Source organism: Klebsiella sp. YJ (assembly GCF_002108615.1).
GTDB lineage: Bacteria > Pseudomonadota > Gammaproteobacteria > Enterobacterales > Enterobacteriaceae > Klebsiella > Klebsiella planticola.
In genome coordinates this window covers 1-25,179 of sequence record NZ_MTEG01000010.1, presented here as the reverse complement: position 1 = coordinate 25,179, position 25,179 = coordinate 1, and the positions used below count along the sequence as shown (strand labels likewise).

Here is a 25,179-nt window from a genome sequence, read left to right as displayed (position 1 = left end):
CCCATCGTTCTGTGGCGGTGGTGGGATGTGGATAAAAAGGGCCGGAACCGACGCAAAACGGCGGCAGGTAAAGCCCCCGCGACGCCGGCGATACTTCCGCCTCTGTGGATAACCTGTTTTATAAAGTATGGAGTGATCATGACACCGCATGTGATGAAACGTGATGGCTGTAAAGTGCCGTTCAAATCTGAGCGCATTAAAGAAGCAATTCTGCGTGCAGCTAAAGCAGCGGGAGTCGATGACGCAGACTATTGCGCCACCGTCGCAGAAGTCGTTAGCCAGCAAATGCAGGGCCGTAGCCAGGTTGATATCAACGAGATTCAGACTGCCGTTGAGAACCAGCTGATGTCAGGGCCGTGGAAACAGCTGGCCCGGGCCTATATCGAATATCGCCACGACCGCGATATCGAGCGTGAAAAACGCGGCCGCCTGAACCAGGAAATTCGCGGTCTGGTTGAACAAACCAACTCGTCCCTGCTTAACGAAAATGCCAACAAAGACAGTAAAGTCATCCCGACCCAGCGCGACCTGCTGGCCGGTATCGTCGCCAAACATTACGCCCGTCAGCACCTGCTGCCGCGCGATGTGGTGCTTGCCCACGAGCGCGGTGAGATTCACTACCACGATCTCGACTATTCGCCGTTCTTCCCGATGTTCAACTGCATGCTGATCGATCTGAAAGGTATGCTGACGCACGGGTTTAAAATGGGCAACGCGGAGATTGAACCACCAAAATCGATCTCCACCGCCACGGCGGTAACGGCGCAGATTATCGCCCAGGTCGCCAGCCACATTTATGGCGGCACCACCATTAACCGCATCGATGAAGTGCTGGCGCCGTTCGTCACCGAAAGCTTCAAAAAGCACCGTAAAATCGCCGAAGAGTGGCAGATCCCTGATGCGGAAGGCTATGCCCGCTCGCGCACCGAGAAAGAGTGCTACGACGCCTTCCAGTCGCTGGAATACGAAGTCAATACGCTACATACCGCCAACGGGCAGACGCCGTTCGTCACCTTTGGCTTTGGTCTCGGCACCAGCTGGGAATCCCGTCTGATTCAGCAGTCTATCCTGCGTAACCGCATCGCCGGGCTGGGCAAAAACCGCAAAACTGCGGTATTCCCGAAACTGGTGTTCGCCATTCGCGACGGCCTGAACCACAGGTTCGGCGACGCGAACTACGACATCAAGCAGCTGGCGCTGGAGTGCGCGAGCAAGCGTATGTACCCGGACATTCTCAACTACGATCAGGTGGTGAAAGTCACCGGTTCGTTTAAAACGCCAATGGGCTGCCGCAGCTTCCTCGGCGTCTATGAAGAAAATGGCGAGCAGATCCACGACGGCCGCAACAATATCGGCGTGATCAGCCTGAACCTGCCGCGCATTGCGCTGGAAGCGAAAGGGGATGAAGCGACGTTCTGGAAGCTGCTGGATAACCGTCTGGAGCTGGCTTACAAAGCGCTGATGACGCGTATTGCTCGCCTCGAAGGGGTGAAAGCGCGCGTGGCACCGATCCTGTACATGGAAGGCGCCTGCGGCGTACGCCTGAAGGCCGACGACGATGTATCAGAGATCTTTAAAAACGGTCGCGCCTCCATTTCGCTGGGCTATATCGGCATCCACGAAACCATCAACGCGCTGTCGGGTAATCAGCATATGTACGATAGCGACGCGCTGCGTGAAAAAGGCGTCGCCATCGTCCGACGTCTGCGTGACGCCGTCGACCGCTGGAAAGAAGAGACCGGCTACGGCTTCAGCCTGTACAGCACGCCGAGCGAAAACCTCTGCGATCGCTTCTGCCGTCTTGATACCGCCGAATTTGGCGTCATTGAGGGCGTGACCGATAAGGGCTACTACACCAACAGCTTCCACCTCGATGTCGAGAAAAAGGTTAACCCGTACGACAAAATCGACTTCGAAGCGCCGTACCCGCCGCTGGCTAACGGGGGCTTCATTTGCTACGGCGAATACCCGAATATCCAGCACAACCTGAAAGCGCTGGAAGATGTCTGGGATTACAGCTACCAGCATGTCCCCTATTACGGTACCAACACGCCGATCGATGAGTGCTATGAGTGCGGCTTTACCGGCGAGTTCGAATGTACCAGTAAAGGCTTTACCTGCCCGAAATGTGGCAACCACGATGCCGCCCGGGTGTCGGTCACCCGACGGGTCTGCGGCTATCTCGGCAGCCCGGACGCTCGTCCGTTCAACGCCGGCAAGCAGGAAGAGGTTAAACGCCGCGTTAAGCATTTGGGTAACGGGCAAATCGGTTAATTTCGACAGTATTATTGCCCGGCAATGCGACGCTTTTCGCACAGCAATTGGCGCCAGGACAAGGCGGCAAGCAAGCGAATCCCGGGGAGCTTACATCAGTAAGTGACCCGGGTAAGCGAGCGCAGCCAATGCAGTAATGGCGTCAATTGAGAAGCGAAAATGAATTACCATCAATACTATCCGGTAGACATCGTCAACGGCCCCGGCACCCGCTGCACCCTGTTCGTCTCAGGCTGCGTCCACGAATGCCCCGGCTGTTATAACAAGAGCACCTGGCGGCTCAACTCCGGGTTGCCATTCACCACCGGGATGGCCGATCGTATCATCGCCGACCTCAACGATACGCGGATCATACGCCAGGGGATCTCCCTTTCCGGCGGCGATCCCCTGCATCCGCAGAACGTGCCGGAGATCCTCGCCCTGGTGCGCCGCATCCTCGCCGAATGTCCCGGCAAGGATATCTGGGTCTGGACCGGTTATAAGCTCGACGAGCTGAACGACGCACAGCGGGAAGTGGTTGATCTGATTAACGTGCTGGTCGACGGCAAGTTTGTCGAGGATTTAAAAGATCCGGCGCTGATCTGGCGCGGCAGCAGCAATCAGGTCGTCCACCGCTTAAGATAGTGACGCTCAAAAACGGCTGACGCACTCCACCGCCACCGCTTTGAACTCATCGAAACTGCGCGTCTCGGCAAGCCGGGTCATCGCTCGCTCGCGCAGGAAAGTGACAAAAATATCGTAGATCGCCATCGCCTCTTCATACTCGCTTTTGCTGATCGCCAGCAGGAAGATGATATGGGCAGTTTCATCGCCCCAGGCGATACCGTTCGGCGCAATGACGGTATAGACCACGGTTTTTTGCGCCAGCAGACCAAGGGCGTGAGGCAGCGCAATCCCGTCGCCCAGCATCGTGCTGACGATGGCCTCGCGTTCGACAACCGAGTCATGGAACCCGGCATCGACAAACCCTTCCTGCTGCAGCTGCTGGCACAGCCCGGCAAACAGCGTCTGCCGATCGACAGGCGTATCGATCACCTGGAAATGGGCCGCATCGAAATATTTATTCAGCACCCACGGACGGGTCCTGTCCACCAGCACCAGCTTGCCGATTTGATCCAGCTGATAATCGGTCGGGAATGGCGCAATGGTCACCACCGGCTTATCTTTTTCACCAATCCGCACGGTCGAGATAACAAAATCTTCCGCGACCGCCGCCAGCTGCTCATACTCCCGCTGCGACAGGGTGGCGGCGATTTCTAACTGCGGATATTTACGCTGCAAAATGGCTTCGATCATCCGCACCATCGCATTACTGGTATCGCATACCAATAACACCCGCGGCTGCCGCTGATAGCCAATGTTGTAATGACGTTCCAGTCCGACGCCAATATGCAATACCAGGAAACCAATCTCGTTTTCACTGATGGCATAGGGCGTGTATTTCCCCCAGCTGGTCACCGCCGCGAGAGTCATGTCCCACGCCATCGGGTAGTGCTGCTTAATATTATCGAGCAGAGGATTGGGGATCATGATCTGGTAGCGAACCCGGGTGATCATGGTCTTAACGTGGGTCAGCAGATCGGCATGTAGCTGAGCGTCGTCCAGCAGGTTGTAATTATACTGGCTGTTGATGTAGCGCAGGATGTAGTTTACCAGCGCTTCGCCATCGTCGGCGCTGATGGTGCCCGGATCGACGTCCTGAACCTGACGGGCGGCAAGATGGACGCACAGCCACGCTTCTTCTGCCGGAGAGAGGGCCTTTGCCGCCAGCTGCTGCAGTACGGCTGCCAGATCCCGCGCGGCATCACGCACGTTTTGCGCGACATCCTCCGCGCTGAATTCCGCCAGCGGATAGCCCTGGCTGACGCGACGCACCGTCACTGCGCTGTACAGTCGGATAAAGCGCTCGCCTTCATCGGTGAGGCGCACGTGGTGCCGGGTCAGGATCTCCTGCAGCACGTCCGCAAGCTGTTCCTGCACATCCGTATTCAGCGCTTGCTCATCGATCAGCGGGTTTATTCCCCCCTGCTGCGCCTGTTGCCATAACAGATCGGTCAGGCAGGCGCGAATCGATACTTCGCTGCCAAACAGCCTCATACCGTGCCGTGGGCGAGTCTCGAGAGTCAGTTGATAGCGCTGAAAGCGCTCGCGGACCTCGGCCATATCGCTTTGTAACGTCGCCCGGCTGACAAACCACTCGTCCGCCAGATCTTCGAGCTTGATGGAGAACGCGGAGGTCAAAAAGCGCACCAGCAGAAAGTTGATGCGATCCGCCGCCGTACGCGGGATCTGCTGCGGCTTCGGCGCATGCTCTTGCAGGGTCTGGTAGCGCGCCGGGTCGTCGATTTTCAGCTGATAGCCGCTGCCGCGAGTGAGCATGAATTGCGCGCCATACTCCACTAACAACGCGTTAAGCGCGGTAATGTCGGCGCGCACGGTACGAGTAGAAACCGACAGCCGCTGCGCCAGCTCATCCTGCGGCAGCGTTTCGTTTTGCAGCAAAGTAAACAGTTGCGCTAAACGGTGGTTGGGAAATCGCATGTCAGTTCCTTCATCTTACGGCTCAAGGTTGAGCGGATATCACCATCTGTGATGGACTGCCTACCGGAGTGTAGTCCGGGGCAAAAGTCAGCTTGCCGCTCTGCGGCGCCACGCTAAAACGGGTGATATTATCGCTACGCTGGTTCATGACGTACAGCCACTGCCCCTGATTATCCAGCGTCAACGTCCGCGGGTAGTCGCCGCGGGTCCAGATATCCTCCTGATGGCTCAGGCTGCCGTCGGCCAGCACGCTAAAATGCGCGATGCTGTTATGCAGGCGATTGGCGACATACAGCTGTTTACCATCGGCGCTGAGGACCAGCCCGGCGGCAAAGCTGGTGCCTTTGTAGCCCTTCGGCAGTGCGGAAACCGTTTTGCCTTCGCGCAGCAGCCCGCTTTTCTTATCAATATGATAGAACGTCAGCGTCGAGGATTCTTCATTAATCAGCCACAGGCCATCCCCTTTCGGCGTAAAGACAAAATGACGCGGCCCGGCGCCGGCAGAAGAGGCGGCGATAAACGGCGGATCGTTCGGCGTGAGCTTGCCGCTGCTATTGTCGATCCGGTACTGATAGATCCGATCCAGCCCCAGATCGGTAGAATAAACATATTTCCCGCTCGGATCGGCGGCGATCATATGGGCATGAGGACCGTTATGATCGCTGATGGCAAAACTCCCCTCGACCGCCGCGGCCGGCCGCTCTGCGCCGGCAGGGCCCTGATCCTGATGGCTATCGACCGCCTCGCCGAGGCTGCCATCGTCTTTGATCGGCAGCACTGCCACCGTTCCGCTGACATAGTTCGCCACTAGCAGATGACGACCGTCCGGCGTCAGCGACAGATAGACCGGCCCGGCCCCCAGAGAAGAGACCTGATTGAGATCGGTCAGCTCACCGTTGGCTTCAATCCGCCACGCCTGCACCACCCCCTTTTCGACTTCGCTGGCGGCATACAGAGTTTTACCGTCCCGCGACACGGTGAGTTGGGCCACGTTCGGCAACGAGCTGACCAGGGCCTTATCGCGCAGCGCGCCGGTTTTAGCGTCGACGGTAAACCGGTAGAGACCTTCGCCATTCGGGTTGTAGGTTCCGACCCAGGCATAATGCGTTTGCGCGCAGGCGGTAGCGGCCAGCAGAGAAAGTGAAGCAGCAAGCAGGTGACGAGCGGTGGGCATAGTGACTCCTTGATGGTTCGATGGGGGGTTCCGCACGCGTCTCTCGCAGAGCAACGCGTGCGGCGGGGACAGCAAACCTATTTGACGAGCGCTTTGGTCATCTCCAGCAGCTGGCGAACGTCCGCCGGGCGGGTATTGCCGCTGGCTTTATCAATAATCGAGCTATAAATGTGCGGAATAATTTTGCTGACCCCCGCGTCCAGCGCGATCTGCAGGATTTCGCTGTAGTTGTCCAGATCGATGCCGCCGGTCGGCTCCAGCCAGAAATCATGGCGGGCGCAGGCCTGCGCCACCGCAACGAACTCATCGCGGTGTTTCAGGCCGCCCATCGGGAAGTATTTGATTGAACTGCCGCCCATATCCTTCAGCAGGGCAATGGCGGTTTCCAGCGGCACAATTCCGTCCGCTGCGCCGCTGCTCAGCGGGCCGGTCGAGATCTTAACCATCCCCGGCGTGCCGGTCGGCGACACCAGACCGTTGACCACGGTCTGGTTCTGCCCAAGCAGCGCACGGCTGGCGCCGACGCCGGTAAACACCTGATTAACGTGCTGCGGCTGTACCTGACGCGAGATTTCGCTGACCATCGCCGACTGATTCGGATCGCCCGCGCCCAGCCCTACCGAGAGCGCGTTATCGATGAGCTGAGCATATTCACGCATATCCGCCACCGCGCTCGCCACGTCCGGATAGTTTTTGGAGAGCACGCCAACCAGGACGTGACCTTCCGCCGCCTCATAGATTTCGCGGGCGTTGTCTTTGCTGCCCGCCAGGACGTTCAGGCAGACGCGGTCACGGTAAAAATTAGGGGTCAGTTTCATGCGTTTTTCTCCTTGTTCAGAACCTCGGCGATGCGACGAGAGACAATCTCCAGCTGTTGCGCGTTCACGCTGCGAACATCGGCTTCAATAATGCCTTCGTTGGCCTTGTAGCCGCGGAAGTAGATGGCGTATTCGCCCTGTTTCAGCGCGTCGACCAGTTCGCCGGTGGCGATACCGGTGACGGTTTCATCGAATTTGATTTCCGCACGGGCGATGTCGCGGCCGGCGCTGTCCCAGACCACCCGGGCGGTAACGCCGTTGAGGGTATTGAGCTGGTTAATGAACGGCGTCATTTTAGCGACCATCTCATCGCCGCTCTCTTTACGCGCCAGCAGATAGTGTTCAATCGCGCAGGTCAGACCGAGGATCCCCTCTTTACCCACCTTCATCGCCCGGCCAATCCCCGCCGACTGGCGTTTCACCCACTCAACGTACTGAGTTTTCCCCACCACCAGACCGCTGGTTGGCCCTTCAATCGCTTTCGCACCGCTGTAAATCACCAGGTCAGCACCGGCACGGTAGTAGCATTGCAGGTCTTCTTCCGCCGCCGCATCGACGATCAGCGGCAGGTTATGTTTACGCGCCACCACCACCGCCTGCTCGACGCTGAGCATGCTTTTCTGCACGCAGTGGTGGGATTTGATATACAGAATCGCCGCCGTACGCGGAGTGATCGCCGCTGCCAGCTGGTCAGCGGAACATTCGTTGGCATAGCCCGCTTCCACCAGCTTGCCACCGCCCAGCGCGACCATCGAGCCCACCGGCGCGCCAAAGTTAACGTTGTGGCCTTTCGGCAGCACGATCTCATTGTTTTCAATCGGCGTAACGTGCAGGTTTTCCAGCAGCCAGCTGCTGTCTTTTACCAGCACCGCCGCCACCGACTGGGCGATCCCCGCCGAGGCGCAGGAGACGACGGTCGCCCCTTCCACGTCCAGCAGCTGCGCAATGTATTCGCCGGTTTTATTCACCAGGTCTTTGATTTCGAAGTAGTGATTCATGCCGCTCATCACCGCCTCCACCACTTCCGGACGTGGAGTGGAGACCCCCAACGCCGTCATGCGGCCGGAGGTATTGATGACTTGCTTGAGGTGGTATTTTTCAAAAATCGAAGGCATTTTCCGCGCTCCCTTGTTCGGTCAGATAGCCCTTGCCCGCGCGAATCGCGGCAAGCGGCACCAGAATATTGTCAGCCTGCAGGCTCTCTTTTTCCGCGTCGACCAGTAACGTCGGCGCATGCTGCACGGTAAACAGCGTTAAATCGGCATCATAGCCCACGGTCAGTTGCCCTTTGCTCTTCAGGCGCAGCCCCAGGGCGGCATTCACGGTGACACAGTCAATGACCTGCGGCAGCGTCATGCCGATGGCGAGGAACTTCGACATCACCAGCGCCAGCGAGCGAACCGGCCCGTCGATGCGGTTGCGGCAGTAAATATCGGAACTGATGCTGTGCGGCAGAATGCCCAGCGCGATGGCCCGTCGCGCCACTTCGAAGCTGAAGCTGGCGGTACCGTGGCCAACATCAAGGCGCACGCCACGCTGTAGCGCGCGGGTAATCGAGGCGCGCAGCTCGCCTTCCGGCGTCAGAATGCGATTCGGTTTGCCGTTATAGCAGTGGGTAATGATGTCGCCTGCGCTGAGCCGTTCGGCGATTTCATCGAGGTTCGGCGGATTATTGCCGATATGCACCATCAGCGGCAGATCGCCGTTTTCCTGCTGAATGGTCTTCGCCCGCTCCAGCGGCGTAATCCCGTTCTCGCCAACCACGCTGCTGCTCATGCGCGCCTTCAGGCCGACGATAAAATCCGGGTGGCGTGTGACCGCCTGCTTCACCGCATCCGCGTCAATGTTGGCCATGTTGGCCAGTTCGTTCTGGGCGATCAGCCCGACGCGGGAGATATTGAGCAGCGCATAAACGTCGGTGGCCGCTGCGCGGGTTAGCTGATAAAAATCATCGATGTCGTCCGCACCGGTGCTGCCGGCATCAATCACGGTAGTGACGCCGGTGGCGATACCGATGCTGTCCGGCTGGTCATGATAAATCGGTGACTTCGGGTAGCAGTGAACGTGGGAATCAATCCAGCCGGCGCTCACGTAATAACGCCCGTCCAGCGTCACTGTTTTACGCGCTGACGCGCTAATCTCGCCCAGCGCGGCAATTTTGCCGTCCTGGATGGCGATATCGGTCAGGGTATCGTCGACGAGGCGCGCACCGCGCAGGAGTAAATCAAACATGGGTCTCTCCTGGTAAAGCGGGCGCCTGAGCGCCCGCAGGACTTAACCAATAGCAATCGGGAAAAGGGATCCCAGAATCATCGCGCCGAGAATGGCGCCGCCGGTGATCGGCTTCTGCCAGATGTAAAACAGCAGTGCTCCAACCAGAGAACCGATACCGATAGGAATCGAGGCGGTCATGGCGCTGAGGATAATCAACGGCCCGAGGAAGCGGCCGGAGGCGTTACCGGCCCCCATCATCACGTCGGCGCCGTAGGTGGAGTCGCTCTGATTGATGGTGAACTTACGCGCCAGAATGATGATGTAACCCACCGCCAGCCCCAGCGCGAGGCCGGTCGCCAGCGAAGCGGCAAAGTTCGCCACCGGGAAGACAAAACCGGCCCCGAGCAGCAGCGCCGGCACGCCAAGGCCGATACCGGTCTGAATCGCGCCGCCGATATCGAGGATCCCCACCAGCGAGCCTTCGATAATACGGGCGAAGAGGAAGCTGGCGCCGAACGCGGCCACCGCGCCATAAGCCCCGGTATCAATGCCCGCTTTCAGCATGGCCACGAAGGCCACTTCGTTAAACGCGCCGATGCCGTAGAGGTAGTACATATGGGTCCCGGCGAAAACACCGGAGGAGAGCAGACCAACAAAGATCGGAAACGACCAGTCGGCATACCAAAAACCTTTATTCTGTTCCATTTCGAGGCTCCTGTTATTTGCCGCTGAGCGAGTTGTGGATCAGATCCAGCCAGTTCGGCACGGTCAGATGGAAGGATTCCAGCGTCTTGATATCAAAGCCGCGGAAGAAGGCGCTCAGGACAAACAGCGCAACAATGGCGGACATCATCACTTTGGTGACGCGGTTCCAGCCGCTCTCTTCAACGCCCTTACCGATCAGAATGCCCAGTACCAGACCCGGCACGGCGTTACCCATAATCAGCTGCGCCGCGCCGCCGAAAATAGTGGCCCAAAAGCCCGATTTTTTACCGGCGTCGATGGCCGCCAGCCAGAAGATTACCGGCATCACGGTGTTAACCAGCAGGTTAGCCGCCGGGACCAGCACCTTCACCGCGGTGACCTGCAGCGCTTCCGGTACGGAAGAGGCGGTCAGGTTTAAGAAGGAGACCACCAGCATGCCGATGATGCCGCAGGCAATCGCCATCTTCTTCGGATCGTGCAGCGTTTCGCCGACGTTACGGTTTTTCAACATCAATGCCGCGGCGCCCCAGTTCGGGATAATGCGGTGATCGACATCCTGGGTGAATGAACCTGCTGCAACGGAAGAGGCCCAGGCGTTAAAGAAGAAGCCCAGACCAAAGGAGAAGTGGGAAGCCGGATCGCCTTCGCAGGAATTCAGCTCGCCCAGAGTACGAAACGCCCCCATCCCCTGGGTGGTAGGCGCATGAAACATGCGTGCCGCTCCGGCGCCCACTCCGACGCCGACCAGGCCGCCGATAATGAGCGATTTTATTAAAATTATCAGGAACATAGTTTAACCCTATGATGAAATTCAGGTTTGCGTGACGAAATCCACTTTATCGACATTGATGGCGGTCACGTTGACGGTGACATCCAGCTCCACGCTGTAGGTCCGTCGTTCACGACGCAAAAAGAAGAACAGAAACGCTTCTTTGCGCGTCGCTTCATGCGCACGAACAACCTTCACATCCTGTGGCTCAATACGCAGTAAGATATGCGGTGAAGTTTTCATCACCGCGGCCTGTACATGGTTCAGGGCGTCGGAGAAGGCCCGTGTTTTGCTTTCGCCTTTCCCCTTCACGCTCACCGTCGTGGTGAATTGCTCTTTCATGCTCACGCGCCGTATTTCTTTTTCCAGGCTTCCACCAGGCGCTCGCCCAGCTCTTCTTTATCCATAAAGCCGAAACCCAGAACGTTGTAGCCTTCGTTGATAGCGGTCACGCCTTCGTCAACGGAGCGCATGCCATATTTAGCCTTGTAGCCGTGCTTGTTCTGCGCAGTGATGGCGCCTGCGCCGCCGCTGCCGCAGAAGGAGATGCCGAAGGTGGCGTTTTCTGCTTTCATCATGTCGCCCAGCTTCATATCAGCGGCAACACCCGGTACAACAACAGCACGAGCACCGGCTTTTTCCGCGCCAGCGGCCACTTTTTGCCCTTTACCCAGGCGGTCGCCAATCACTACGGTAATCTGTTCCATTTGTTACTCCTTACAGGTTGTCTTTTGCTACTTCGAAGTGGACGGACAGCAGCCAGGACTCTTCTTCTGGCAGGTTGCCGAATTCCGCGACCACTTCGCGGGCAAGCATCATTGAATCTTCTGAAATTTCTTCAAACAGGCTGGCATCCACTTCCGGCAGCGGCTCGCCGCTAATCGACCGGTGGGCCATTGCCCGCACGTGGGAAGTCAGCATCTGCTCCTGGACGGCGTTGGGGATGATATTGCGACGGCTTAACAGTGCATAAACCCGTGGCAGCATCTTCTCAGCCAGCTGCTCCGTTTGCTTTGCCTGTTCCCCTACGTCGTTTATTACCGCTCCGTTATTCACTTGTGTTACCCCGTTGATGTCTCTGGGGATAAAACTAGCGCCGGGGGAAAGGAGTTTGTAGCGAGTTGTTTTCCACTTCGAAGTGGAAAGGCGGACGGGCTGCGTGATCCAATGCACATAATTGCCGTGAAAGTGGCATTTTCGGCGAAATTACGTGATGTGCATCACAGGTCAATCGTGGTTCCAGCGGGAAGAAGAGGTCGAATAACCGTAGAAGAAAAAAGGAAAAGTGTGATGTCGACGGGGTTTTATGACAGGAAACGAGCAGGAGGCATCGGCTGATACCTCCTGAAACGGGGCTTAACGGTATTTCTGATGGTAGGTATTACGGGTTGTTTTGAACCCTTCAGCGGCAGCCTGCGCCTCTTTCACTTTACCTTCCTCCGCCAGCTTCAGCGCACCGTCAATCTGACCAATCAGAATATCCAGACCGTGACGATAGTCTTTCATTTCCGCACTGTCCGCCGCTTTGCCTTCCAGCTTCTGCGGGGTAGCTTTCTGCGCATCCACGGCGGCACCGCGCATCTTGGTCAATGCCGCTTTCAGTTCGCCCGCATCGGAGGTCTTCTGCACCACCTGCAGGTTTTGCGCGATAGTGTCCATATCTTCGCCCAGTTCAGCGGCGAACGCCGAAACAGACCCCATCGTAAGGGCGGAGACGGCCAGCATTGCTAACAGTTTTTTACGCATTGCTCACATCCTTTTTTATTATTTAAGCAAACGGGCGCCGCAGGGAGCGCCCTTCTGTACAGGTTATTCTGCAAACTGCATCTTGAATAGTGGGGATAATCCGCTATTACTGTCCGGCGATTTTCATCTCAGGCAACAGCACGGAACCGCACTGAATATTGCTGCGCGTTTCGATATCGTCACCCACGGTCACGATATTACGCCACATATCTTTCAAATTGCCTGCGATGGTAATTTCGCTTACCGGATACTGAATTTCACCATTCTCAACCCAGAAGCCAGAAGCGCCGCGCGAATAATCGCCGGTCACGCCACTGACACCCTGCCCCATCAATTCGGTGACGACAAGTCCGGTGCCCATCTCTTTAAGCAACTTTTCAAAACTCAGACCGCGGCCGTTAATCCGCCAGTTATGGATGCCGCCCGCGTGCCCGGTGCTCTTCATCCCCAGCTTGCGCGCCGAGTAGTTGGTCAGCAGCCACTGCGTCAGCACGCCGTCTTTAATAATGTCACGACGTTCTGTGCGCACGCCTTCGCTGTCGAACGGCGTCGAGGCCAGCCCTTTCAGCAGATGCGGATGCTCTTCAATCGTCAGCCACTCCGGGAGAATCTGCTGGCCGAGGGAGTCGAGCAGGAAAGTCGATTTGCGATAGACCGCGCCGCCGGCGATAGCGCCGACCAGGTGACCAAACAGCCCGGTGGCGACTTCGTTGGCAAAGATAACCGGCGCTTTCATCGTCGAGAGTTTACGCGGCGCCAGGCGCGACAGGGTGCGGCGGGCACATTCGTCACCGACCCACTCCGGGGTATGCAAATCCTCGAGCGCACGGCCAATGGTGTAAGCGTAATCGCGCTCCATATCGCCGTTCTCTTCCGCGATAACGCAGCTGGAGAGCGAATGGCGGGTTGAGCAGTAGCTCTGCAACATGCCGTGGCTGTTGCCAAACACTTTAATGCCGTAGTGGCTATTGAAGCTGCCGCCTTCGGTATTGGTAATGCGTTTATCCGCCTGCAGGGCGACCTGTTCCGCGCGGGCGGCCAGTTCGATTGCCTGATCCGGGGTCACTTCCGCCGGATGGAACAGGTCAAGATCCGGGGCGTCAAAGGCCAGCAGCTCTTTATCCGCCACGCCGGCAAACGGATCCGGGGAGGTGTAGCGGGCAATATCCAGCGCCGCCTGCACCGTGCGGGCAATCGCCTGCGGGCTCAGATCGGTTGAAGAGGCGCTTCCCTTGCGGTTCTGATGATAAACGGTGATGCCTAACGCACCATCGCTATTAAATTCTACGTTCTCCACCTCGCCGTAGCGGGTGCTGACGCTGATGCCAGTGGTTTTGCTGACGGAGACTTCCGCACCGTCTGATTTGCCTGCCGCCAGTTCCAGCGCCGTGGTCACGGCCTCTTCCAGCGTCTTGCGCTGTTGTGCAACTTGAGAGATGACTTTCATCGCTAATGCCATAATGTAGGAAGGTGTTAAGTGAAGTCTAACAGAGAACCGTTTTTCAGTGCGCGCCTTAACTGGTAACATTAGCCTCTTTTTTTAAGGAGCCTGAGATGACTAAGCAGCCCGATGACTGGCTCGACGACGTGCCCGGTGATGACGTTGAAGATGAAGACGATGAAATTATCTGGGTCAGTAAAAGTGAAATTAAACGTGACGCGGAAGAACTGAAGCGTCTTGGCGCCGAAATGGTTGAGCTGGGAAAAAACGCGCTGGATAAAATCCCGCTCGATAGCGACCTGCGCGACGCCATTGAACTCGCCCAGCGTATCAAGAAAGAAGGTCGCCGCCGCCAGATGCAGCTGATTGGTAAAATGCTGCGCAGCCGCGATGTCGATCCGATTCGCCAGGCGTTAGACAAGCTGAAGAACCGTCACAACCAGCAGGTTGCGCTGTTTCATAAGCTGGAAATGATTCGCGATCGTCTGATTGAAGAAGGCGATGATGCGGTACCGGAAGTGTTAAACCTGTGGCCTGACGCCGATCGTCAGCAGCTGCGTTCGCTTATCCGTAACGCCAAAAAAGAGAAAGAAGGCAACAAGCCGCCGAAATCCGCGCGCCTGATCTTCCAGTATCTGCGTGAACTGGCTGAAGGCGAAAGCTAACTCCGCGTTTACCCGCCAGATTTTCCCGGAGGCGGCGCTTTGCGCCTGTCCGGGCTACCGGATAACGCTGTACCTGTAGCCCGGCAAGCGATAGCCTCGCCGGGAATATCCGCTCTCTACGCACTCCCCACCTTTATTGCCGATTCCCGTCCTGCTTTGCTCTGCCCTGCTCTGCCGGTCAGTCGGTCGGTCGGTCGGTCGGTCGGTCGGTCTTTACCAGCCAAAAGCTGAATCGTTAAATCTAATAGTGTTTAATTTCACATATTTAAAGTCTAATTTATTGTCTGTTGCTTATAAAAAGCGATCTTTCTCGCATTTAAAAGTTTAAAAATGCGCATTTACTCACCAGGTGAGGCACTTCACGTTTTAATCAGCCACTTGCAATTAGATTCCCTTCATCGGAAACACAATCGATTCAGCAAAAGGGATAAAAAATGAAAAAAACTCTGATTTTGACGGCCATTTCCATGCTTATTTCCGGTCAGGTAGCGGCGAAAACATGGGTGCTGACAAGCGCTGAAAGCGGCACTGACAAAGGAAACTGGCAGATAACGAGCGATCAGCTGAAGATAAAAGATCTCGATTTCAGCATTGAGCAAAAAGTCCTCCACGGCGGCAAACAGGAAGGCAGTAAAATTCTCGTTATCCGCAGTAAAGATGGCCTGACTATCGCCCTCAGCCCGACCCGCGGCATGAACCTGCTGAAAATCGAAGGTTTCGGCACGCGAATGGGCTGGGATTCACCGGTGAAAGAGATCGTCAACCCGGCCTTTATCAACCTCGAAAGCCGAAATGGACTGGGCTGGCTGGAAGGTTTCAATGAGATGATGGTGCGCTGCGGCTATGAGTGGACCGGCCACCCGGTCACTGCTGACGGGCAAATGTATACTCTGCACGGTAAAGCCGGGAATACGCCGGCATCGCAGGTGGAAGTCGAAGTGGCGGATACCGCCCCGTATGAGATCCGTATTCGCGGGCTGGTGAAAGAGAGCACCTTCAAAAAAGCCGATTTGCAGACCATGACCGAGTTGCGCTATGTCCCCGGTAGCAACAGCTTCAGCCTGCATGATGTCTTAACCAACCATGCGGATTACCCGCATGACTATCAAATTATCTATCACAGCAACTTTGGCAAACCGATCCTCGAAGAGGGCGCCCGCTTCCTGGCGCCGATATCCAGCATCAGTCCGTTCAACGACTATGCCAAAGCGGGTTTGAAAACCTGGCAAACCTACGCCGGCCCGACCAAAGGTTTCGACGAGATGGTATTCAATATTCAACCGCTGGCGGATGACAACCACCAGACCCTGGCCGCAGTGGTCAACAAGGCGGGAGATAAAGGAGCATCCATCCAGTTCGATACCCGCCAGCTACCGGTGCTGACGCTGTGGAAAAATACCGATACTGAAAAACAGGGCTATGTCACCGGTATTGAGCCGGGCACCAGCTACGCCTATCCGGTCACCATTGAGCGCGAACAGAAACGCGTGAAACAGCTTCAGCCAGGAGCCAGCACGCAGTTTGACCTGACCTATACACTGCTGCACAGCAGCGAACAGGTTGCCGACGTTGAGAAGAAAATTGCCGCAATTCAGGGTGATACTAAAGTGGCAGAGGACGAAACGCCTATCGCGAAGGAGTAATTTAACGCCTTAAGCCTGCCCCGGGTTGCGGCCAACGCGTCGGACCCGGGCAACCTGCCTGTGCCATCACCACCTGACGTAAATCCTCAGCAAAACGCCGATACTGCGCTTCATCAACCGCCTGGGGGTAGCTCAGCACCAGCAATTCATGATCGGCGATGCCGGCATGATAGGTAGGATGAGTATGCGGCCATGAACTGGCGCGAAAGCCCATCGTTTCATAAAAACGCAGCCGCTTATGGGCAATGTCGCTGGTTAACGGATCGATTTCCAGAATGGTCAACGGCGCGCGTTCAAGGATCCCGGCCAGCAGGCGTTTACCATAGCCGCGAGAGCGCAGCGTATCGTCGATCGCCAGATGTTCAATATAGCTGTAGCCGGTAAACTGCCAGCAACCGCTCAGGCCAATAAAGAGGTCCCCGTCAAACCACGCTTCCAGCGCATAGTGCGGATCGCGCAGCGCCTGCTGCTTTGCCGCCAGTTCTCGCTGTTCATGCCACGGAAACGCTTTGACGTAGAGCGCATCCACGGCAGAAAAATAAACCGAGTCGATAGCGGTGATTTTTTTCGCTGTGAGCATGACAAATCCAGAGTCACAAAAGGAGATCTGCCCTCGTGCGGAGGGCAGAACGGAACAGGCCGCGCAGTTATTCCGCTGCGGCGGCTTTGCTGGCCAACTTATCGAGCAGCTTCTGGTGAATGCCGCCAAAGCCGCCGTTGCTCATCACCAGGATATGATCGCCCGGGTGTGCGGTTTTGACCACCATATCGGCCAGGACATCGACATCGGCGCTCCAGTGCGCAGGCTGCACGCAGGCGTCCGCCACTTCAGCAACCTGCCACGGAATGTGCTGCGGCTGCAGCAGGAACACTTCGTCGGCACGGCCCAGGGACGGCGCCAGATCGTCTTTGCACACCCCCATTTTCATGGTGTTGGAGCGCGGTTCCAGTACCGCGAGGATCCGCGCGGTGCCGCCGACTTTCCCGCGCAGCGCCTGCAGCGTCGCCAGGATAGCCGTCGGATGATGGGCGAAATCGTCATACACGGTCACGCCGTTGGCTTCGCCGCGCAGCTCAAGGCGGCGGCGGGCGTTGATAAAACCACCCAGCGCGTTGGCGGCATCGGCTGGCAGCACGCCAACATGACGCGCCGCGGCAATCGCCATCAGGCCGTTATGCATGTTGTGTTCGCCGACCAGATCCCACTTCACTTCCCCGGCTTTCTCGCCGTCCAGCCAGACTTCCCACTGCGAGGCATCGGCGTTCAGCTTCTTCGCCTGCCAGTGGCCCTGCTCACCCACCAGCTCCTGCTCGCTCCAGCAGCCCATCGCCATCGTCTGTTTCAGATTGATGTCGTTTTCCGGCAGGATAATTTTGCCTTTGCCCGGCACAATACGTACCAAATGATGGAACTGTTTCTGAATCGCTTTCAGGTCGTCAAAGATATCCGCATGATCGAACTCAAGGTTATTGAGGATCAGCGTACGCGGGCAGTAGTGGACAAATTTGGAACGTTTATCGAAGAAGGCACAGTCGTACTCGTCGGCTTCGATAACGAAGAACGGGCTGTCGCCCAGGCGAGCGGAAACCTCGAAGTTACCCGGTACGCCGCCGATCACGAAACCTGGCTTATAGCCGCAGGCTTCAAGGATCCATGTCGCCATTCCCGCGGTGGTGGTTTTCCCGTGGGTACCGGCAACCGCCAGAACCCAGCGATCGCGCAGGACGAAATCATGCAGCCACTGCGGGCCGGACATATACGGAATGTTATTTTCCAGTACCGCTTCGACGCACGGATTGCCGCGGGTCATCGCATTACCGATGATAACCAGGTCCGGCCGGGGTTCCAGCTGGCTGGCATCATAGCCTTGAATTAAATCGATGCCCTGGTTTTCCAGCAGGGTACTCATTGGCGGATAGACGTTAGCATCCGACCCCGTTACCTCATGACCGAGAGAACGAGCCAGCATCGCCAGTCCTCCCATAAACGTGCCACAGATACCTAAAATATGAATGCGCATTCGTCGTTTCCCTTTTTAATCTGGGGCACATTTTACCCATATGTACGGCATCAGAGAAATGCATTTCAGGCGAATCCGTTTTTTGCTGGCGCGATTCACCTGTGCGTATTTTTTTTATTCTTTGTTAAGATTGTTGCGTTCGTTTTACTTCACATAAACATGCAGGGAACGGGTTATGAAAACGTTAGGTGAATTTATTGTCGAAAAGCAACACGAGTTCTCCCACGCAACCGGCGAGCTTACTGCTTTGTTGTCGGCGATAAAGTTAGGCGCCAAGATCATCCACCGCGATATCAACAAGGCCGGTCTGGTCGATATCCTGGGTGCCAGCGGTGCTGAAAACGTCCAGGGTGAGGTACAGCAAAAACTCGACCTGTTCGCCAATGAAAAATTGAAAGCTGCACTGCGAGCGCGCGATATCGTGGCAGGGATTGCCTCCGAAGAAGAAGATGAGATCGTCGTCTTTGAAGGCTGTGAACACGCGAAGTACGTGGTGCTCATGGACCCTCTGGATGGCTCCTCTAACATCGACGTTAACGTCTCCGTCGGGACTATCTTCTCCATCTACCGTCGCATAACTCCGGTTGGAACACCGGTCACCGTTGAAGATTTCCTGCAGCCGGGCAGCAAGCAAGTCGCGGCAGGCTATGTGGTTTACGGCTCTTCCACCATGCTGGTCTATACAACCGGCTGCGGCGTACATGCCTTCACCTACGATCCTTCTCTTGGCGTTTTCTGCCTCTCTCAGGAGCGCATGCGCTTCCCGGAGAAAGGCAACACCTACTCCATTAACGAAGGTAACTACATCAAGTTCCCGATGGGGGTGAAGAAGTACATCAAGTTCTGCCAGGAAGAAGATACCGCAACCCAGCGCCCATACACCTCGCGCTATATCGGCTCGCTGGTGGCGGATTTTCACCGCAACCTGCTGAAAGGCGGCATCTATCTGTATCCGAGCACCGCCAGCCACCCGGACGGTAAGCTGCGCCTGCTGTACGAATGCAACCCGATGGCGTTCCTCGCGGAACAGGCGGGCGGTAAAGCCAGCGATGGTAAAGAGCGTATTCTCGATATCATCCCAACCAGCCTGCACCAGCGTCGTTCTTTCTTCGTCGGCAACAACCATATGGTTGAAGACGTCGAGAACTTCATTAAAGAGTTCCCGGACGCGTAACGCTTCCCTTCCCCTCCCGCCCGGGAGGGGAATTTTCCGCTAACGATGCGCCGTTCCGCTCACCCGGGTAACCGGGGAGTTCTGCCGGTTTTCCCACAACACCGTCAGACCTCGCTGCAACGCGATAAAAACAAACAGCAAAATCCCGATGGCAATTTTTGTCCACCATGAGCTCAGGGTGCCGTCGAAGTTAATGTAGGTCTGAATCAGCCCCTGAATCGCCACCCCGAACAGCGTTCCCAGCACCGTCCCGACGCCGCCGCTCAACAGCGTGCCGCCAATCACCACCGATGCAATCGCATCCAGCTCAACGCCAACGCCGGCGAGGGCATACCCGGCCTGGGTATAGACAGAAAACACGATCCCCGCCAGCGTCGCCAGCCCGGTGGAGAGCATATAAATTCGAATGGTCGTACTGCGGGTCGAAATGCCCATCAGGTTCGCCGAAACCGCGCTGCCGCCGATGGCGTACACCTGGTTGCCAAAGCGGGTGCGATGGGCCATCAAGATACCCGCCACCACCACCAGCAGCATCAGCAGCCCCATTGCGCTCAGGCGCCCGCCGCCAGGAATCGTCCACGCCAGCCCGGAGAGAGTGTCATACAGCGGATGATCGATAGGAATCGACTCTTCGGACACCAGATAGCTGACGCCACGCAGAAAAAACATCCCGGCGAGGGTAATAATAAACGCCGGGATTTTTAGCGCATCAATTAGCCAGCCCATCAGTGCGCCAAACGCGCAGCCCATCGCCAGCACCAGCGGGAACGCCAGCAGCGGCTCAATGCCCCAGGCCCCTATCGCCTTCGCCAGAAACACGCCGGTGAAGGCGATAACCGACCCGACCGAAAGATCGATCCCGCCGGAGAGGATCACGAAGGTCATCCCGACGGCAATGATGCCAAGAAAGGCGTTGTCAGTCAGAATGTTGCAGATAACCCGCGTCGAAGCAAAGCCGGGAAACTGGGTCAGGCAGTACAGATAGCCCAGCACAAAGACGGCCAGGGTGATCATCAACGGTAAATTACGTTTTATCATGGCCGCGTACCCCTTTCAGTAAGCCAATAAAGCGCGGCGACTGGACGATCAATACGCACAGAACCACCACCGCCTTCACCACCTGATTCATCTCCGGCGGGAAGCCCGACAGCAGGATCCCGGTATTCATTCCCTGGATAATCAGGGCCCCGACCACCGACAGTAGCAGGTTAAAGCGCCCGCCCATCAGCGATCCACCGCCGATCACCACCGCCAGGATGGCATCCAGCTCCAGCCACAGCCCGGCGTTATTGGCATCAGCACCGCGAATGTCTGCCGCCACGATGATCCCGGCAATCGCCGCACAGATACCGCTCAGCACGTAGGCCAGCATCACCACAATCCGGGTATTCACTCCGGCGTTTTTCGCCGCCCGAATGTTGATCCCCACCGCTTCGATAAACATCCCCAGCGCCGTTTTACGGGTGAACAGCCAAAACAGCAGCAACGTCGCGGCCGCGATCAGCACCGGCGTCGGCAGTAGCAGCAGCGAACCGCTCCCGAGCCAGGCCAGGTGCGGTGAATCGAAGGTCACGATCTGTCCGGAGGTAATCAGCTGCGCGACGCCGCGTCCGGCTACCATCAGAATCAGCGTGGCCACAAAAGGCTGGATCTTCAGGATCGCGACCAGAATACCGTTCCATAAGCCCGCCAGCGCCCCCGCCGCCAGGGAGGCCAACAGCACCACTGGCAGACTGTGTCCGGCAACGGTCATCGAGGCCGCTGTCGCGCCGGCAATCGCCATCACCGCGCCAACCGACAGATCGATTCCGCCGGTGGCAATCACCAGCGTCATGCCTATCGCCAGCAGCGCCACCGGCGCCGCGCGGTTGAGAATATCAATCGGACTGCCGAACAGACGCCCGTCCTGTAACACAATCTGAAAGAAGTGCGGCGCCACGAAGCTATCCACCACCAGCACGAGGATCAGGGCGATAATTTGCGGCATACCTTTTGGCCAGCTGAAGCGCCGCTTTGGCTGGCCGGTTTGGGGAACTGATCGAGGCATCATGGGTTACTCCTTATGCCGCAATAGCGTTCATGATCGCCGGGACAGAAAGCTCGGCTAGCGGGATCTCCGCGACTTGCTTACGATCGCGCATGATAATCACCCGATCGGCATAGCCCACCAGCTCTTCCAGCTCCGAGGAGATCACCAGCAGCGCCAGACCATCGGCGCACAGAGTTTCAATCAGACGGATGATCTCCGCATGGGCGCCAACATCGATCCCGCGCGTCGGTTCATCGAGGATCAGGAACTGCGGTTTGGTCAGCAGCCAACGAGAAAGCAGCACCTTCTGCTGATTACCGCCGGAGAGAAATTCGATCGGCTGTTCGGCGCTGGGGGTGCGAATACCGAGCTGGCGGATAAAGCGATCGGCAATGTCATTTTGCTCGCGTCGCGGAATCGGCCGCAGCCAGCCACGCTGGGCCTGCAGTGCCAGGACGATATTTTCCCGCACCGATGCCGCGGCGATAATCCCGTCGGTTTTACGATCCTCAGGACAGAAGCCGATGCCCAGGCTTGACGCCTGGTGCGGCGAACGCAGCCCCTGCGCTTTACCTTTGATCCACGCGGTGCCGCTGTCTGCCGGTTTGATGCCGAAAATGACCTCGGCGGTTTCCGTGCGCCCCGAGCCGAGCAGCCCCGCCAGGCCGACGATCTCGCCGGGACGAACCTGGAGGTCAAACGGCGCAATAACCCCTTTCTTGCCAAAGCCCTCAAAGGCGGCGACCGGTTTGTCGCTCAGTAAAGTACGACCCGCGCGATGCAGAGCATCGTGCTCAAGCTCACGGCCAAGCATCATCTTCACCAGCTCGATCTGCGGCAATTCGCGGGTTTCCCGGCAGCCAACAAAACCGCCGTTGCGCAGAACGGTAATCCGGTCGCTGACGGCATACACCTGATCGAGGAAGTGGGTGACGAAAATCAGGCTGACGCCATCATCGCGCAGCTGGCGCATCAGAGTGAAGAGCATCTCCACTTCCTGAGTGTCCAGACTGGCGGTCGGTTCATCGAGGATCAGCACTCTGGCCGACAGGTCAATGGCCCGACAAATCGCGACGATCTGCTGCATCGCCACCGAAAAGCGGTTCAGCGGTTCGCGGACGTCGAGGGAAAAACCGTAGGAGGACATCAGCGCGGTGGCGCGCTGTTCCATCTCTTTACGCCGCAGCAGGCCAAAACGACGGGGTTCACGCCCGAGAAACAGATTGTCCGCCACCGACATGTTCGGCAGCAGGTTAACCTCCTGATAAACCGTGCCGATACCCAGTTGCTGGGCATGAGCGGTATTCTTCGGCGATATTTCCTGCCCCTCCAGCCAGATCGCCCCGCGATCGGCGTGGTACACGCCGGTGAGGGCTTTAATCAATGTGGATTTACCCGCCCCGTTTTCGCCCAGCAGCGCCATGATTTCACCGCGCCGCAGACTAAAATTGACGTTATCCAGCGCTTTGACGCCGGGGAAAAACTTGCTAAGCCCTTCCGTGCGAAGGATTTCCTGGCTTACCTCGGCGTTCATATTCAGTCTCACCTTCAGGGGATGAAAGACGGTTCCCGATCACAACGCTGACCGGGCGACCGACAGGAGTGGATCGATGGACCGCCAGCACTGGCCGGGGAGCCATTCAGGCGATGCGCCACATCGCCTGGTTATTGCTTCTCCCGACGTCCTCAGTAGCCCATGTTTTTCTTCTTCTCGAGCTCTTCTTTCGCCGTATCCGGGAGATAAAGCGTCGATTTAGTGATGGTCAACTTCTCTGGCAGCGTGCCGTCCTTTTTATATTTCTCCAGCGCATCAAATGCGGGGCCGGCCATATTCGGCGTCAGCTCGACGCTGGCGTTCGCTTCCCCTGCCATCATCGCTTTATAAATATCCGGCACGCCGTCAATTGAGCCGGTGAGGATATCTTTACCCGGTTTCAGCCCGGCTTCTTTAATGGCCTGGATAGCACCAATAACCATGTCATCGTTATGGGCAAAAACCATGCAGATGTTCTTGCCGTTATTTTCCGCTTTAATAAAGCTCTCCATCACCTCTTTGCCTTTGCTGCGGGTAAAGTCGCCGGACTGAGAGCGGATAATTTTGATGTTTGGCGTTTTCGCGATAACGTCGGCAAACCCTTTCTTACGATCGATAGCCACGCTGGCGCCAACGGTGCCCTGCAGCTCAACCACGTTACACGGCTTGCCGTCGACCGTTTTCACCAGCCAGTCACCAATCAGCTGACCTTCAAGAACGTTATTGGCGGTAACGGTAGTCATGTAGAGATCTTTATCTTTGACATCAATCGAGCGGTCGAGCAGGAATACCGGAATTTTGGCCTCTTTGGCCTCTTTCAACACCGGTTCCCAGCCGGTCGCCACCACCGGCGCGATAAAGATGGCGTCGACGCCCTGGGCGATAAAGGAGCGAACGGCTTTAATCTGGTTTTCCTGTTTTTGCTGGCCGTCGGCAATCTTCAGAGTGATTCCGCGTTTGGCGGCCTCCTCCTTCGCAACGTTGGTTTCGGCCGCACGCCAGCCGGATTCAGATCCGACCTGCGAAAATCCTACGGTCAGAGGGGCAGCCATTGCCATAGACGACATAGCTGCGGAAACTGCTGTGACAAGAAGTAAGCGCTTCCACATAAAAAGGTCCTCATCGGGTTACTTTGGGTTAAATCGTCATCTGCGGACAAACTATAGACAACTCGTGATGTAACTGAATGCGTTACATCACACTTCGAAAAAGTAAATTAAATGTTAATTACCGTGATTTAATCCAGCTGAGAGCGGATAAGGCTTCCCGCAGCTCGCATCTGCCGACGTATAAGGTGATATTTTACGCACGTTGAGAAATCAAACAGATGCAATGTAAACGGTTACATTGTTTTATTCAGGATGCGGCTATGTTTATGGATTTTCAGGTTGTTTTTCAGGGGGAAATTCAGACTGATTACCGGTGGGCAAAATAAAAAGAAGCCAAGACATTCGATGTGAGTTGGCTATAATACCAGGCACTTGTTTGCCATACATTTTAAAGGAAACAGACATGAGCTTACTCAACGTACCTGCGGGTAAAGATCTGCCGGAAGACATCTACGTCGTGATCGAGATCCCGGCTAACGCAGACCCAATCAAATACGAAGTCGACAAAGAGAGCGGCGCGCTGTTCGTTGATCGCTTCATGTCCACTGCGATGTTCTATCCGTGCAACTACGGCTATATCAACCATACCCTGTCTCTGGACGGCGACCCGGTTGACGTACTGGTCCCGACGCCGTACCCGCTGGAGCCAGGCTCTGTGATCCGCTGCCGTCCGGTTGGCGTACTGAAGATGACCGACGAATCCGGTGAAGATGCGAAACTGGTTGCCGTACCGCACACCAAGCTGAGCAAAGAGTACGATCACATCAAAGATGTGAACGACCTGCCGGAACTGCTGAAAGCACAGATCACCCACTTCTTCGAGCACTACAAAGACCTGGAAAAAGGCAAATGGGTGAAAGTTGACGGTTGGGACAATGCTGAAGCGGCTAAAGCTGAAATCATTGCTTCCTTCGAGCGCGCTAAGAAGTAATTCCGCCGCACTCAGATTGTCGAAAACACCGCCTCAGGGCGGTGTTTTTGTTTCTGGCGCAGAGCTATTTCCCGGGTGGCGGCTCACGCCTTACCCGGGCTACAAATGCTCAAAGGCATCGCTCCGGGCGGCAAAACCAAATACCGCACTTGCCCGTAGCCCCGGTCAGCAACGCGCCACCGGGGGACAAGCGCTGCCAGTGCCGCAGACCGGCCATCAGCCTCCCAAGGCATCGCTCCGGGCGGCAGAACCCAAACACCGCACCCGCCGTAGCCCCGGTCAGCAACGCGCCACCGGGGGACAAACGGTGCCAGTGCCGCAGACCGGCCATCAGCCCCCCAAGGCATCGCTCCGGGCGGCAGAACCCAAACACCGCACTTGCCCGTAGCCC

General features: G+C 56.9%; 24 protein-coding genes. 6 read left to right on the top strand and 18 right to left on the bottom strand.

The features are described from left to right. Positions 1-138: 138 nt before the first annotated feature. Together nrdD and nrdG are read left to right on the top strand one after the other, a co-directional pair. Positions 139-2,274 carry an anaerobic ribonucleoside-triphosphate reductase gene (gene nrdD / locus BV390_RS12175; protein ID WP_032689781.1) on the top strand — a complete coding sequence of 712 codons (2,136 nt, stop codon included), beginning with the start codon at positions 139-141 and terminating at the stop codon, positions 2,272-2,274. Between the two features lie 159 nt (positions 2,275-2,433). After that, positions 2,434-2,898: an anaerobic ribonucleoside-triphosphate reductase-activating protein gene (gene nrdG, locus BV390_RS12170; RefSeq protein ID WP_032689783.1), complete on the top strand. Its 465-nt coding sequence runs from the start codon at positions 2,434-2,436 to the stop codon at positions 2,896-2,898. Between the two features lie 6 nt (positions 2,899-2,904). Here the strand turns inward: nrdG and BV390_RS12165 are convergent, their stop codons facing one another. The 12 genes from BV390_RS12165 to pmbA form a co-directional block, all read right to left on the bottom strand. Then, complete coding sequence (locus tag BV390_RS12165) at positions 2,905-4,815, bottom strand: BglG family transcription antiterminator (protein ID WP_049266846.1); 1,911 nt, start codon at positions 4,813-4,815, stop codon at positions 2,905-2,907. A 22-nt stretch (positions 4,816-4,837) separates the two neighbouring features. Further along, on the bottom strand, positions 4,838-5,989 hold the full coding sequence (locus BV390_RS12160; protein ID WP_032698310.1) for a lactonase family protein: 1,152 nt from the start codon (positions 5,987-5,989) through the stop codon (positions 4,838-4,840). Between the two features lie 77 nt (positions 5,990-6,066). Next, entirely contained in the window at positions 6,067-6,807 is a 741-nt protein-coding gene (dagF, locus tag BV390_RS12155; RefSeq protein ID WP_032697173.1) for a 2-dehydro-3-deoxy-phosphogluconate aldolase, read from the bottom strand. Then, positions 6,804-7,922 (bottom strand): DgaE family pyridoxal phosphate-dependent ammonia lyase, encoded by a 1,119-nt coding sequence (locus BV390_RS12150; protein WP_032698311.1) that lies wholly within the window; start codon positions 7,920-7,922, stop codon positions 6,804-6,806. Before BV390_RS12150 ends, dagF begins: the two co-directional genes overlap by 4 nt. After that, complete coding sequence (locus BV390_RS12145; protein WP_032697172.1) at positions 7,906-9,039, bottom strand: amidohydrolase/deacetylase family metallohydrolase; 1,134 nt, start codon at positions 9,037-9,039, stop codon at positions 7,906-7,908. The genes BV390_RS12150 and BV390_RS12145 overlap by 17 nt, the downstream gene beginning before the upstream one ends. Before the next feature lie 42 nt (positions 9,040-9,081). Further along, the gene (locus BV390_RS12140; RefSeq protein WP_032689791.1) at positions 9,082-9,726 is read right to left on the bottom strand and encodes a DUF4310 family protein; all 645 of its coding nucleotides are present in this window, start codon (positions 9,724-9,726) and stop codon (positions 9,082-9,084) included. 13 nt (positions 9,727-9,739) lie between these two features. Then, a complete protein-coding gene (locus BV390_RS12135) occupies positions 9,740-10,516 on the bottom strand; it encodes a DUF4311 domain-containing protein (protein ID WP_032689792.1) in 777 nt (258 codons plus the stop codon). A gap of 21 nt (positions 10,517-10,537) precedes the next feature. Continuing rightward, complete coding sequence (locus BV390_RS12130) at positions 10,538-10,837, bottom strand: DUF4312 family protein (RefSeq protein ID WP_047663842.1); 300 nt, start codon at positions 10,835-10,837, stop codon at positions 10,538-10,540. 2 nt (positions 10,838-10,839) lie between these two features. After that, the gene (locus BV390_RS12125) at positions 10,840-11,202 is read right to left on the bottom strand and encodes an SFCGS family glycine-rich protein (RefSeq protein ID WP_004098072.1); all 363 of its coding nucleotides are present in this window, start codon (positions 11,200-11,202) and stop codon (positions 10,840-10,842) included. Between the two features lie 10 nt (positions 11,203-11,212). After that, positions 11,213-11,551 carry a hypothetical protein gene (locus BV390_RS12120; protein ID WP_015585305.1) on the bottom strand — a complete coding sequence of 113 codons (339 nt, stop codon included), beginning with the start codon at positions 11,549-11,551 and terminating at the stop codon, positions 11,213-11,215. Positions 11,552-11,851: 300 nt separating this feature from the next. Further along, complete coding sequence (cybC, locus tag BV390_RS12115; protein WP_032689794.1) at positions 11,852-12,241, bottom strand: cytochrome b562; 390 nt, start codon at positions 12,239-12,241, stop codon at positions 11,852-11,854. A gap of 106 nt (positions 12,242-12,347) precedes the next feature. Further along, on the bottom strand, positions 12,348-13,700 hold the full coding sequence (pmbA, locus tag BV390_RS12110) for a metalloprotease PmbA (protein WP_004857202.1): 1,353 nt from the start codon (positions 13,698-13,700) through the stop codon (positions 12,348-12,350). A 95-nt stretch (positions 13,701-13,795) separates the two neighbouring features. On the opposite strand from pmbA, the gene yjgA reads away from it, so the two are divergent. Both yjgA and BV390_RS12100 read left to right on the top strand, forming a co-directional pair. Then, positions 13,796-14,347, top strand: coding sequence for a ribosome biogenesis factor YjgA (gene yjgA, locus BV390_RS12105; RefSeq protein WP_004857200.1), 552 nt, complete (start codon positions 13,796-13,798; stop codon positions 14,345-14,347). Positions 14,348-14,781: 434 nt separating this feature from the next. After that, positions 14,782-15,990 (top strand): aldose 1-epimerase family protein, encoded by a 1,209-nt coding sequence (locus tag BV390_RS12100; protein ID WP_064384601.1) that lies wholly within the window; start codon positions 14,782-14,784, stop codon positions 15,988-15,990. A gap of 1 nt (position 15,991) precedes the next feature. Here the strand turns inward: BV390_RS12100 and BV390_RS12095 are convergent, their stop codons facing one another. Next, positions 15,992-16,570, bottom strand: a complete 579-nt coding sequence (locus BV390_RS12095) for a GNAT family N-acetyltransferase (RefSeq protein WP_049266870.1) — start codon at positions 16,568-16,570, stop codon at positions 15,992-15,994. Between the two features lie 67 nt (positions 16,571-16,637). Next, a complete protein-coding gene (gene mpl / locus BV390_RS12090; RefSeq protein ID WP_032689797.1) occupies positions 16,638-18,011 on the bottom strand; it encodes a UDP-N-acetylmuramate:L-alanyl-gamma-D-glutamyl-meso-diaminopimelate ligase in 1,374 nt (457 codons plus the stop codon). A 175-nt stretch (positions 18,012-18,186) separates the two neighbouring features. Here mpl and fbp point away from each other — a divergent pair, with 175 nt between their 5' ends. Continuing rightward, positions 18,187-19,185, top strand: a complete 999-nt coding sequence (fbp, locus tag BV390_RS12085; protein ID WP_032689798.1) for a class 1 fructose-bisphosphatase — start codon at positions 18,187-18,189, stop codon at positions 19,183-19,185. 39 nt (positions 19,186-19,224) lie between these two features. On the opposite strand, the gene yjfF is transcribed toward fbp, so the two are convergent. From yjfF to ytfQ, 4 genes are all read right to left on the bottom strand, one after another. Further along, positions 19,225-20,223: a galactofuranose ABC transporter, permease protein YjfF gene (yjfF, locus tag BV390_RS12080; protein WP_032689799.1), complete on the bottom strand. Its 999-nt coding sequence runs from the start codon at positions 20,221-20,223 to the stop codon at positions 19,225-19,227. Then, complete coding sequence (gene ytfT / locus BV390_RS12075) at positions 20,210-21,235, bottom strand: galactofuranose ABC transporter, ATP-binding protein YtfT (protein WP_004857188.1); 1,026 nt, start codon at positions 21,233-21,235, stop codon at positions 20,210-20,212. Before ytfT ends, yjfF begins: the two co-directional genes overlap by 14 nt. A gap of 10 nt (positions 21,236-21,245) precedes the next feature. After that, positions 21,246-22,748: a galactofuranose ABC transporter, ATP-binding protein YtfR gene (gene ytfR / locus BV390_RS12070; RefSeq protein WP_085396966.1), complete on the bottom strand. Its 1,503-nt coding sequence runs from the start codon at positions 22,746-22,748 to the stop codon at positions 21,246-21,248. Between the two features lie 152 nt (positions 22,749-22,900). Next, positions 22,901-23,857 carry a galactofuranose ABC transporter, galactofuranose-binding protein YtfQ gene (gene ytfQ / locus BV390_RS12065; protein ID WP_004857179.1) on the bottom strand — a complete coding sequence of 319 codons (957 nt, stop codon included), beginning with the start codon at positions 23,855-23,857 and terminating at the stop codon, positions 22,901-22,903. 403 nt (positions 23,858-24,260) lie between these two features. On the opposite strand from ytfQ, the gene ppa reads away from it, so the two are divergent. Further along, positions 24,261-24,788, top strand: coding sequence for an inorganic diphosphatase (ppa, locus tag BV390_RS12060; RefSeq protein WP_004857176.1), 528 nt, complete (start codon positions 24,261-24,263; stop codon positions 24,786-24,788). Positions 24,789-25,179 lie beyond the last annotated feature (391 nt).